Raw genomic sequence first — 13086 nt, 5'->3', positions numbered from 1 at the left:
ATCTTTCAATATTGAGTTAGAAAGATTCGGAAATCATCAGCAACCTTATTAAATCCTCGGCGTTAAGTGACGAGCAAATAGCCTCTGTGGCCGATGTTAAGCTTGATTTTGTCCGGAAGGTTCGGGCATAGCTGAATTCCTGAATACCTACAGCCTTAATTGCCAAATCTTACCTTCAATTTTTACATCTGCATTGCTAAAATGGTTTAACCGAAGCCTGTTTTATTCGCTTAAAATCAATTTTAAGCGATATTATCCTACCCGAAATATTTTTCTATCAATTTTTTCAGAAATAATTTAAAATTTATTGGTATACGGCTAGCGGTTTTGTCTATCGTATGATAGAGATGCATGAAGCTGATATGAACCATTATAAAAAATACGGAATAGAAGACCTTGTCTGGGACACATTCTTTCGCCAATGGGTGCTCTCACCCACACGCGAAACGGATATAGTCTGGAAGCAGTGGCAGGCTGAAAATCCTGAAATGGTGGCTAATATAAACAAAGCCCGGGAAGTTGTGTTGTCTTTGCGGGTAGCCGAGCCGGAAATTTCAACGGCTGAAATTTCAAAGATTGTTAAAGAAACCATCGCTAAAACAACTCCGGGAAATGCTGTAACATCTGAACCGGAAGTTTATACAATTGTTCCTTTCCATAAAAAATTCTGGTTTAAGATTGCAGCATCGCTGACGATTGTTATGTTTTTCGCATGGTTGGCCAAATCACGTTTGACTGAACATGGTCTGTCCGGGGTTAAGGAAAATCTGACAGCTGATCATGGGCTATTGATTGAAAAAATAAACAGCGGGAAAGCGCCTTTGCTGGTACGTTTGGATGATGGCAGTCAGGTGACGTTGGCACCGGAAAGCCGGATTCGTTATGCACGTAAATTCGTTGGCAGTAAACGGGAGGTTTTCTTAACCGGGGAGGCCTTTTTTGACATTCATAAAGATCCCTCACGCCCGTTTTTTGTGTATGCCAACGAATTGGTGACCAAGGTACTGGGTACAAGTTTTACGATAAAAGCCTACAAAACATCAAAGGAAGTAACGGTGGAAGTAAAAACCGGGCGGGTTTCCGTTTTTACCCAGTTGGATCCCGATGCTAAGGAAAAAATAAGTAACCACGAGCTGGAAGGCGTCGTTCTGTCGCCCAACCAGAAAATCATTTATGCCAGAGATCAGATCCGCATGGTGAAGACCTTGGTTGAAAAGCCTGAAATAATCATTTCAAAAGCAAAAACGCCTCAATTCATTTTTGAAGATATGCCCGTTAGCGAGGTTTTTGACTCGATCGGAAAGGCTTACGGAATCGATATTTTATATGACGAAGAACTCTTGAAAGATTGCCCTTTAACGGCGATTCTGGAAAACCAGACGCTGCATGAAAAACTGACGATCATTTGCAAGGCCATCGAAGCAAATTATGAAATTCTGGACGGCCAGATTGTAGTGCATGGCAAAGGATGCAAGAACTAATTAACCATTCTACATTTATCACTCAAATTAACCCTAAACTTTATATTATTTGAAAGTATTTAAACGAGTTACTTAACAAAAAGAGCCGGCAATGTTCCCGCATTACCGACTCCCGAATGTATCCCCTCAGGTTGTCGCCAGAAAACCTCCGAAAACGGAGGCCGGGATCGTTTTGCCAAATTTTCCAGCTTAACAAAACAATCAAATCTATGAAAAAACCAGTACAATACCAGCAGGTATTACTTTGGACTATGCGAATAACGGCTACACAACTTCTCTTTGCGCTCATGTTTATTGGCTATGGTTATGCCCACGAAAGTTATGGGCAGTCGCTGCTGAGCCAGAAAATTTCCATTAATGCCAATGGAAGCGAAGTGAAAAAGGTTTTGAATCAGCTAGAAAAACAAGTGGACGTGCGCTTTGTGTTCAGCTCCAAACTGATTCAATCGGGCAGAAAGGTTAATGTTTCTGCGCAAAATAAACCGCTCTACGAAGTTTTGGATGATGTTTTGACGCCTTTGGGCTTGCAATACGAAATATCCGGAAAGATAATTATTCTGAAACGTCTGGAAAATTTACCAGAACCGGTCATTCCAGGGAAAAGTGATGCGCCTAAAAAGAATGTTTCGGGAAAGGTTTTGGATGAAGCCGGTATTGGACTACCTGGTGTGAGCGTGGTTGTAAAAGGCACGCAGATGGGAACGACTACGGATACGGGCGGTGATTTTAAGCTTGATGTGCCTGAGAATGCGGCACAGGTTCTGATATTCAGCTTTGTCGGGTACACAACCAAGGAAGTTCCAGTTGGGAAGCAAAATATCTTGACAGTCAATATGGTTCCTGAGGACAAGTCTTTGCAGGAGATTGTTGTCGTAGGTTATGGCCAGGTTAGAAAGTCAGATTTAACAGGTTCGGTTACGACTATTCCGGTGGACGAAATTAAAAAAGTGGCTGTAACTTCCATGGACCAGGCCTTGCAGGGGCGTGCGGCGGGTGTACAGATTACTCAAAATTCAGGCGCGCCCGGCGGAGCGACGACTATACGTATACGTGGAGGGAATTCGATCCAGGGCGATAACGAACCCTTGTATGTAATTGACGGAATCCCTTTTAAAAATGAGTCGTCAAACAGCGGTTCAAGCTTCAATGTTTTGAGTACGCTTAATCCAAGTGATATCGAATCCATGGCGATTTTAAAAGATGCATCTTCGACGGCTATTTATGGTTCAAGAGGTGCAAATGGTGTCGTGATCATTACGACAAAACGTGGTAAAGCGGGAAAATCTACGATCAATTTGGATGCATATTATGGCGTACAGCAGGTTCGCCGTAAATATCCGGTGATGAATGCCCGCGAATATGCAGCCTTCGTCAATGATGCCAATACGAATGAAGGCAGAAATCCGGTTTACACACCACAGCAGGTAGAAGCTTTCGGAAAGGGTACGGACTGGCAGGACGAAATTTTCCGCACGGCGCCTATGTACAATTATCAGCTGTCGATGAGCGGGGGCGATGAGAAAACGCAGTACGCAATTTCCGGAGGTTATTACAAACAAAAAGGAATTGTCACCAATTCGGATTTTGACCGTTATTCGTTTCGCGTCAATCTGGATAGAAAGCTGACAAACAAAATCAAAATTGGTAATAGTCTTACGGTAAACCGCACGCTTTCGAACCAGTCGCGTACGGATGGAAGCTTGGGAAGCGCGGGTTTGGTTACGATCGCAGCGCTGCAATTTCCTTCGATTTTACCGGTTTATAATCCGGATGGGACTTATCTGATGAATAATCCGGCGTTAACCTTCACGGCTGATAATCCGGCTGCATTGGCAAAAGAAAGCAAAAATAAGAATACGGCTTACCGTGTTTTTGGTAATGTTTTTGGAGAATATCAGATCATGGACGGCCTTAGTTTCAAAGTCGTGATGGGTATTGACGGTATTATTCAGAAACAGGACAGTTATCTGCCGAGAAGTGTTTCCAGTGGTTTGTCGCAAGGCGGTTTTGGGAGTATCAATAACGGACAATCAATAACCTGGCTGAACGAAAATCTTTTGACTTATACCAAAACCTTCAGTAAAGTTCACAATCTGACGGCGCTGGTGGGTTATACCCAGCAGGTAAACCGCTCAGAAAGCAGCTATGCCGCATCCCGTAATTTTGTAAATGACAATCTGGGATCGGGTAATCTCGGTTCGGGTTCGGTGGCTTTGCTTCCGAGGTCAGGGATCGGGTCGTGGGGACTTGAATCATATCTGGGACGCATTAACTATGGATTTAACGAAAAGTATCTCCTGACAGCATCCTTCCGTGCCGATGGTTCTTCACGTTTTGGTGCAAACAAACGTTATGGATTTTTCCCGTCTATGGCGTTGGCATGGCGTGCATCCGAAGAGAATTTTATCAGAAACGTAAAGTCAATCAGCGACCTGAAGTTAAGGGCAACGATCGGTTCAACAGGAAATCAGGATGGAATCGGTAATTATCCCGCATATTCATTACTCGGTACGCAGAATTACGTTTTTGGAAATGTCGTTTCAACCGGCATTGGTCCCGATCAGATTGCGAACCCGGATCTATCCTGGGAAACAACTACCCAGTCGGATGTTGGCGTTGACCTGGGATTATTTGGAAACCGTATCACTGTGACGGCTGATGCTTATCTGAAACGCACAAAAAATCTTTTGCTTAACGTTACGATTCCAAGCACGTCCGGCTTTTCAAGCGCGATCAAAAATCTGGGCAGGGTAGAAAATAAAGGATTTGAATTAAGTATTTCGTCCCACAATCTTGATGGGGCGTTCAAATGGAACACCGATTTTAATTACGCGATTAACCGCAACAAAGTGCTGGATATCGGTGGTGCCCCGCAAATATTTGCCGGTGATGTTGCCAACATTGCGCAAAATGTAAACTCGGGAATTATCCGCGTTGGCGAGCCTTTGGGTTCATTTTACGGATATGTAACAGACGGACTTTACCAGTCGACGGATGAACTGGCTGCTTTGGTGGATGCCAGTGCCAGAAAACCGGGTGATCGCCGCTATAAGGATTTAAACGGGGATAAGAAAATTGATGATAACGACCGGACGATTATCGGACGCGCCCAGCCTAAATTTATTGGGGGTATCAGCAACACTTTTTCTTATAAAGGGCTGGATCTGACCGTTTTCTTTCAAGGTGTTTATGGCAATAAAATCCTGAACGCAAACCGGTTTGAGCTGGAATATCTGAATGGAACGACAAACCAGGACCGCGATATGCTGAATCGCTGGACGCCGACCAATACCAATACGGATGTCCCGCGTGCCTCCACGACCCGTCCTGCCAACAGAATTTCGACGCGTCAGATCGAAGACGGATCTTATCTGAGGCTGAAAAATGTGCAGCTTGCGTATAACCTGCCTGCCTCCGTGACGAAATCAATGCATGTGCAGGGGATCAGGTTTTATGTGACCGCACAGAATTATATTACCTGGACAAAATATTCGGGATATGATCCGGAGGTGAATCGTTTTGGCCAGGATAGCCGCAGCCAGGGTTTTGATTATGCAAGTTACCCGGCAGCTAAAACACTGATTTTTGGTTTAAATGTAAGTTTCTAAGGCTGTTTCTTGAAACATGCAATTGATCAGATAACCTTAATTTTAATATATCAATATGATTTTGTTTTGAGTAAATAGCTTTTAATAAGATCGTTATAAAATATTTAGATAATGAAAAAGATAATACCTTTCTTCTTCGTCTTATTCTGGGCAAGTTCCTGTGACGTGCTGGATCAGGTTCCGCAGTCCAGTTTTACGCCCGACAATTTCTATAAAAATACGGATGACGCCAAAGCAGCCGTGAACGCCGTGTATGATGCCATGAATTCGCCTGACATGTACAGCCAGGTGATGTGGATCATCCAGGACCAGGCAACCGACGACTCCGAGTGGGGTGGAGGCCGTTCTACCGCGAACCAGGCAAAAAATGATCTGGATAAGTATACATTCACGCCAGCCACCAGCACTTTTCAATCGGTCTGGTCCACGTCATTTAAAGCTATCAACAGAGCCAACGCGGTATTGGAACGGGTTCCGGCCATTTCAATGGATGCCACTCTTCAGGCAAGATTATTGGCCGAAGCCAGGTTTATGCGGGGTTTTTATTATTTTACTCTGGTCAGGTTGTTTGGCGGCGTACCGCTTATGTTAACGGAAACGACGTCGTTAAATAATTTGCAGGTTTCAAGGGCGTCGACAGATGAGGTTTACGCGCAGGTGATCAAGGATTTTTCGGAAGCGGAAGCGGTTCTTCCGGCTACTTATACGGGAGCGGACAAAGGACGCGCGACAAAAGGAGCCGCCACCGCTTTTTTGGCTAAGGTGTATTTAACGAGACAGGATTGGGCAAAGGCTTCTCAAAAAGCGAAGGAAGTAATTGACTCAGGTGTTTACGATTTATGGGCCAATTATTCAGAGGCATTTTTAATTGCCAATAAAAATGGAAAGGAAGCCGTTTTCGAGATGCAGGCTTTGGGCGGAGGCTTTGGAGAGGGAAGTTGGATGCAGGGGTATATGCGGCCCAATTTTGACCGTGTCAATAACATTGCAGGTTTTGGCGATGATCCGGTTACTAAAAATTTGTACGATACGTATGCTGCCACTGACAAGCGCAGGAATGTTAACATCAAACTTTATTCCGCGACAAGTACGCCTGCTGCACCCGTCAGCATAGATTTCCCCGGTTATGTTTATAAGTACCTCGACCTGTCGGCTACGGCCAATGCGGAGGGAAGCAATAATTTCCCAATCATTCGATATGCCGATGTGTTGCTGATGTATGCCGAGGCTTTAAATGAGCAGGGCGCTGGAAATGCCGAGGCTTTCAAGGTCGTGAACCGAATCAGAATGCGGGCAGGCTTGGAAGAGTTACCGGCATCATTAAGTCAGGCCGATTTCAGGGATGCCATTTTGCTGGAAAGACGGCTGGAACTGGCTTTTGAAGGACACCGCTGGTATGATCTGGTACGAACTAAAAAACTTATCAGCGCCTTAAAGGCACAGAATCCGACCATCATTGTGGGAGAGAAAAACTATTTACTCCCCGTTCCACAAACCGAACGGGATGCAAATGCAAACCTTACGCAAAACCCCGGATTCTGATTTTATATTTCAGACTTAAACATAATCAGACAGATGCAAAGAAGGCAATTTTTGCAGACAACGTTAGCCGCAACTTCACTTGCTTTTCCGGAAACGACTGTTTCCGGAAAACAGGTTGACGAAAAACCATTTATCATCAATGCAGGGATCGGAGGCAATAATACGGTCGATTTGCTGGCCAGAATTGATAAGGATTGTTTGAGCCACAAGCCGGACTTTACGATATTGATGATTGGCACGAATGATATGAACAGCAAAAAGTACATTCCGCTGCCGGAGTATGAGAAAAATCTCAGAAAAATCGTTGAAATGATTCTGGGTGTGAAAAGTCAGATCATGCTGATGACGATCCTGCCGGTTTATGAGCCGCATTTATACACGCGTCATGAAAGAAGTTTTTATGGTGACGCGGGACATAAAGGACGTAAGGAAAAGGTAAATGAAACGATTAAAAAGGCGGCGGACGATTACAAACTCCATTTTCTGGATATGCACCGGGTGTTTGACAAAGTCGGAAATATCAGTGAGGAGCGCAGCAGTTTGCTTCAGAACACTTTAAATAGTGAGAAAACAGACGGCGTTCACCCGACGCCGGAGGGATACCGGACCATGGCTGTTGCCGTGTACGAAGCTTTGATCCGCACCGGCGTTTCCTACAACCGGCTTGTGTGTTTTGGCGATAGTATAACCAATGGCGGGGGCGGCGTGGAAGGGAACAGTTATCCAGGTTATCTGAAAAAACTACTGGGGTATTAATACCTAATTGTCAATGATTTATATTTGTTTGATCGCGAAATGAAAACTATTTCACTACCTTAATTTAGATAAAGTAATATGTCGTTTAAATATTTGACAAAGCGGGCTTTATTGTTCAGTTTTCTCGCAGTTTGTGTGCTGGGGATAACGGTTGCAGAAGCCCAGAAGAGAAATGCCTATAACGCAGATGTGATTGTTTACGGAGGAACTTCCGGGGCGATAACGGCTGCTGTTCAGGTTGTTAAATCCGGTAAGACGGTTTTGGTTGTATCGCCGGATAAGCACCTGGGCGGACTTTCGTCTGGCGGGCTGGGTTTTACGGACACGGGAAATAAGTCGGTGATCGGTGGTCTGGCGCGTGAGTTTTATCACCGGGTGTACATGCATTACGACAAACCGGAAGCCTGGCGGTGGCAGAAAAAAGAAGAGTATGGCAACAAAGGCCAGGGGACACCTGCCATGGACGGAGCAGACAGAACGATGTGGATTTTCGAACCAAATGTGGCGGAAAAAGTTTTTGAAGATTTCGTAAAGGAAAATAATATAAAAATTTACCGCGAAGAGTGGCTGGACCGTGAAAAAGGGCTTGTGAAAAAAGACGGTAGAATCGTGTCGATCAAAACTCTTTCGGGAAAGACTTTTACGGGTAAAATGTTTATTGATGCCACGTACGAAGGTGATTTAATGGCTGCGGCTGGCGTGAAATATCATGTGGGACGCGAAGCCAACAGCGTGTACAATGAAGAATGGAATGGTATTCAGGCAGAAGTTTTCCAGCACGGACATTATTTTAAGAAAAATGTAAGTCCGTACAAAGTGGAAGGTGATCCGAAAAGTGGTTTGCTGCCTTATGTTTCGGACGAAAAAATTGGAAAGAATGGCGATGGTGATAACAAAATTCAGGCTTATTGCTTCCGTATGTGTCTTTCTGCAAATCCTGATAACCGCATTCCGTTTGTGAAACCGGCGGGTTATGATCCTGCCAAATACGAATTGCTGACACGGGTTTACAAAGCAGGCTGGACAGAAACTTTTGATAAATATGATCCGATTCCGAACAAAAAGACCGACACAAATAACCATGGACCGTTCAGCACCGATTTTATCGGCATGAACTATGATTACCCGGAGGCGACTTACGAAAGGAGAAAACAGATTATTAAAGATCACGAGCTGTATCAGAAAGGGTTGATGTACTATCTTTCAAATGACAGCAATGTGCCGGAAGCTGTGAGAACTGAAATGAATAAATGGGGATTGCCAAAAGACGAATTTAAAGATAACGGTGGCTGGCCGCATCAGATCTACGTGCGTGAGGCGCGCCGGATGATCGGGCAGGGTGTAATGACTGAAAATGAAACGCTTGGTAAAAAGGCTGTTTCGCAGTCTGTTGGGATGGGATCCTATTCTCTGGATGCGCACAATGCCCAGCGTTATGTGAAAGCGGATGGTTTCGTGCAAAATGAGGGTGATATTGGTGTCCATCCAAAAACGCCTTACAGTATTTCTTACGCTTCCATCATTCCCAAAAAGGAGGATTGCCAGAATTTGTTTGTGCCGGTATGCTTGTCCAGCTCCCACATTGCTTATGGTTCAATCCGGATGGAACCGGTCTTTATGATCCTGGGGCAAAGTGCAGCTTCGGCGGCCGTGCAGGCGATTGACCGTAAAGTGAGCGTACAGGATGTGGATTATGAAAAACTCAAAGAACAATTGTTGAAAGACAAACAACGTCTCGATCTGTAAGATTTATTCAAAGCGGGCTGAGAACCCGGGTAGAATAAAAAAAAGTGATGCTTATTTATCAAAACCTGATTCAAAGATTACTTTTATACCAATTTTAGTCAGTATAGCCGGATAATAGTCCGGCTATTTTATATAATATTGCATAAAATCCTGAAAAATTTTAATTAACAGAATGGATACCCTGGTTACACCTCGTTCAACTTTTTCACATCTTTTCAGCGCACCCGTAATTGTTGCCGCACTTGGATATTTTGTTGATATATATGATTTATTGCTTTTTGGCATCGTGAGGCTGCCAAGCCTCGCTTCGCTGGGACTTTCAGAAGCCGAAATATCCTTAATCGGTGCCAGTATCCTGAACTGGCAAATGACAGGGTTATTGCTGGGAGGAATTTTATGGGGCGTTTTGGGAGATAAAAAAGGAAGGTTATCCGTACTTTTTGGATCCATTATCACCTATTCTTTGGCTAATATCGCCTGCGGTTTTGTCCAGGATGCAGATACCTACAAAGTGCTACGCTTCATAGCCGGTGTAGGACTGGCAGGCGAACTGGGAGCCGGGATTACTTTAGTGTCAGAAATTTTGCCAAAACATTTGCGCGCAATCGGGACTTCACTGGTGGCAGGGATTGGACTTTTAGGGGCTATTGTGGGTTATTTTACGGTTGAGTTTTTCGACTGGCGTAATGCTTATTTCATCGGGGGAGGACTAGGAATTTCCTTGCTTGTGCTTCGTATCGGAGTTTTTGAATCTGGCATTTTTGAAGGTCTTAAAGAACAGAAACATGTGGTAAAGGGTAACTTTTTCGCCTTGTTTACAAACAAGGACAGGTTTTTCAGATATTTAAAATGTATTGGAATAGGGCTGCCAACCTGGTTTGTGATCGGGATTTTGGCGACTTTTAGTAATGAATTTGGAGAGGCGCTTGGCATAGATGAACCGATTAAGCCGGGGCTTTCCATCATGTGGTGCTATGTCGGATTGTCGATGGGTGATTTTTTGAGCGGCTTCCTCAGCCATTGGCTGGAATCGAGAAAAAAAGCGGTATTTCTTATGATGACTTTTACGTTGATATGTACCGGTGTTTATTTGTACACGGGCATTAAGACGGCGAGCAGTTTATACACCGTAGCAACATTACTGGGTTTCGGGATTGGTTATTGGGCGATGTTTGTGACCATCGGAGCCGAGCAGTTTGGGACCAATCTACGGGCAACGGCTGCCACCACGGTGCCGAATATGGTACGCGGAACGGTGGTGGCGATGACAACTTTGTTTGCGGGCTTTAAAGGGTCATTTTCAGTCATTGATTCAGGCGCGCTGGTTGGGCTTATTTGTTTTATCATTGGTTTTTATTCGATCATGACAATTCCTGAAACCCATGGCAGGGACCTGGATTTTCTGGAAGAATAGAAGGCGAGAACGGAAAATTGGAAGATGTATATTAATCGTTGAAAAATAATAAAATGGAAAGACGGGTAGCGCTTAAAAACATGGCAGCAGCTATGGGGGCGGTGGTAAGTTTGCCTGTATGGGCTTCCGGATGGAGTAATTCGTCGCTCGGAGAGGTAAAGTACACGATGGCCGGCCAGGCAGAAGTGTTAAAAGCAATTGTAGAAGCTATTATTCCTAAAACCGATACACCGGGTGCGGGAGAATTAGGCGTGGCGACTTTTGTGCAAAGAATGGTTACCGATTGTTATGACAAAAAAGCACAGGATAATTTTTCAAAAGGTATTGACGCCGTGGAAGCACAAAGCACAAAAAGTTTTGGAAAATCATTTGCGGATGCGACGAAGGCACAACAGCTGCAACTTTTGAAGGAAGTCGAAAAAAGTACAGATGCAGATCAAAAGGCGTTTTTTGGCATGGTGAAAAATCTGACAATCCAGGGGTATATGTCGTCGGAATACGTGATGACGAACCTGACACATTTCGAGTTTATACCAGCAAGATATCACGGCTGTGTTCCTATTAAAAAGGGATGAAAACCGGTAAATATTAACTCCCTGGACCGGGTGAGTAAGAAAAATTGAAATAGAAAATACCCAAAATGGCGAATTTTAATATAGACAGTGAAAAAGCCCGTACCTATGATGCCATCGTTATTGGTTCGGGAATCAGCGGCGGATGGTCAGCAAAGGAACTGACTGAGAGGGGTTTGAAAACTCTTGTTTTGGAACGCGGACGTGACGTTCAGCATATTAAAGATTATCCAACGACGAACATGCAGCCCTGGGAGTTTGATCACCGGGAAAAACTGCCAAAGGCAGTAACCGATGCCAACCCGATTGCCAGCAGATGTTACAATTTCAAGGAATCGTCCCAGCATTTTTTTGTCAAGGATAACGAGCACCCTTACGTTCAGGATAAGCCATTTGACTGGCTTCGCGGATATCAGGTGGGTGGAAAGTCGCTGCTTTGGGCGAGACAAACACAGCGCTGGAGTCAGTTTGATTTTGAAGGGCCAGCCAGAGATAAATTTGCCGTGGAGTGGCCGATCGGTTATAACGACATAGCACCCTGGTACAGCCATGTTGAAAAGTTTGCGGGCATTACAGGAAATAAGGACGGCATCGATACTTTGCCGGACGGCGAATTTTTGAAACCGCATGATTTGAACTGTGTTGAAAAATATTTTAAAGAGCAGGTTGCCAAACAATATAAAGACCGCCATATCATCATAGGGCGTGCTGCGCATTTAACGGATCCAAAGCAAATCCATTTGGATCAGGGACGTGCACAATGCCAGCATCGGGTAATTTGTGAGCGGGGATGCCCTTTTGGCGGATATTTCAGCAGCAATGCTTCCACGTTACCCTGGGCAATGAAAACCGGAAATATGACACTTCGTCCTCATTCGGTGGTTCATTCCGTGATTTACGATGACAAAAAGCAAAAAGTAACCGGTGTACGCGTGATCGATGCCAACACGAAGGAAATGATGGAGTTTTATGCCAAAATTATTTTCGTCAATGCTGCCGCGTTAAACACAAACCTGATCCTGATGAATTCTGTCTCCTCGCGCTTCCAGAATGGATTGGGAAATGATAGCGGCGTACTTGGAAAATATATAGCTTTCCACAATTACCGTGCCTCTGTATCAGGAGAATATGAAGGTTTCCTTGATTCAACAACAGACGGGAAACGCCCGAACAGCGGTTATATCCCCCGTTTCAGAAATGTTTACAAACAAGAAACAGATTTCTTAAGAGGGTATGCAGCCGGTTTTGGCGCCAACCGTATGACATATTCAGATCGTAGTGATATTGGTGAATCATTAAAATCAAGCTTGCTGGATACAAAATATGGCAACTGGAGTGTTGGGTCTCACATGATGGGAGAAACGATTCCTAAGGAAAGCAATTATGTGGCTTTGGACAAAGAGCTGAAAGACGCTTATGGCATGCCATTGCTCAAAATATCGGTCGGATACGATGATAATGATGAGAAAATGGTGAAGGATTATATCGAGCAAGTGAGTGAAATGTTTACCAACGCGGGTTTCAAAAACGTTCGGTCACATGACGGACATAGAAATCCCGGTAATGACATTCATGAAATGGGTGGTGTGCGTATGGGTAAAGATCCTAAAACATCAATCCTGAATAAATGGAACCAGATGCATGCGGCCAAAAACGTATTCGTAACGGATGGTGCTTCCATGACCTCTACGTCTACGCAAAACCCGTCCTTAACTTATATGGCATTTTCTGCCCGTTCGGTGGATTATGCTGTGAAACAAATGAAGGCAAAAAATTTGTAGACGTTTCGCAGTTTCTCTGTGAAAGTTTGACGGGTGTCAGAGAAGTCAGGTTTTGAAAACTCAGGAGAAGAGGGCGTCTCAAATTCGAATTGAGGCGCCCTCTTTGTTTTGTATAGGCTTTCGTGATGTTTTATCTTTTTTATGCTTCTATCAAAAGCTCAGAGCGTTATCAGATTGAATTATGTA

At 44.3% G+C, this 13086-nt stretch carries 8 protein-coding genes; all 8 read left to right on the top strand.

The window, feature by feature from the left end:
• The first annotated feature begins 347 nt into the window (after positions 1-347).
• The 8 genes from RB622_RS26935 to RB622_RS26900 all read left to right on the top strand — a co-directional run bounded on the left by RB622_RS26935 (position 348) and on the right by RB622_RS26900 (position 12900).
• Complete coding sequence (locus RB622_RS26935; RefSeq protein ID WP_308049902.1) at positions 348-1481, top strand: FecR family protein; 1134 nt, start codon at positions 348-350, stop codon at positions 1479-1481.
• A 209-nt stretch (positions 1482-1690) separates the two neighbouring features.
• Positions 1691-5089, top strand: a complete 3399-nt coding sequence (locus RB622_RS26930; protein ID WP_308049901.1) for a TonB-dependent receptor — start codon at positions 1691-1693, stop codon at positions 5087-5089.
• Between the two features lie 111 nt (positions 5090-5200).
• The gene (locus RB622_RS26925) at positions 5201-6631 is read left to right on the top strand and encodes a RagB/SusD family nutrient uptake outer membrane protein (RefSeq protein ID WP_308049900.1); all 1431 of its coding nucleotides are present in this window, start codon (positions 5201-5203) and stop codon (positions 6629-6631) included.
• A 33-nt stretch (positions 6632-6664) separates the two neighbouring features.
• The gene (locus tag RB622_RS26920; RefSeq protein WP_308049899.1) at positions 6665-7387 is read left to right on the top strand and encodes a GDSL-type esterase/lipase family protein; all 723 of its coding nucleotides are present in this window, start codon (positions 6665-6667) and stop codon (positions 7385-7387) included.
• Positions 7388-7465: 78 nt separating this feature from the next.
• The gene (locus RB622_RS26915) at positions 7466-9133 is read left to right on the top strand and encodes an FAD-dependent oxidoreductase (protein WP_308049898.1); all 1668 of its coding nucleotides are present in this window, start codon (positions 7466-7468) and stop codon (positions 9131-9133) included.
• Between the two features lie 172 nt (positions 9134-9305).
• Entirely contained in the window at positions 9306-10547 is a 1242-nt protein-coding gene (locus RB622_RS26910; protein ID WP_308049897.1) for an MFS transporter, read from the top strand.
• Between the two features lie 53 nt (positions 10548-10600).
• Complete coding sequence (locus RB622_RS26905) at positions 10601-11122, top strand: gluconate 2-dehydrogenase subunit 3 family protein (protein WP_308049896.1); 522 nt, start codon at positions 10601-10603, stop codon at positions 11120-11122.
• A 65-nt stretch (positions 11123-11187) separates the two neighbouring features.
• Positions 11188-12900: a GMC family oxidoreductase gene (locus RB622_RS26900; protein ID WP_308049895.1), complete on the top strand. Its 1713-nt coding sequence runs from the start codon at positions 11188-11190 to the stop codon at positions 12898-12900.
• Positions 12901-13086: the final 186 nt, after the last annotated feature.

The sequence above is a fragment of the Dyadobacter sp. LHD-138 genome, from assembly GCF_030929615.1.
In the GTDB taxonomy this organism is placed as follows: Bacteria; Bacteroidota; Bacteroidia; order Cytophagales; family Spirosomataceae; genus Dyadobacter.
The sequence above is the reverse complement of the archived record's forward strand: the minus strand, read 5'-3'. Positions and strand labels throughout refer to the sequence as shown.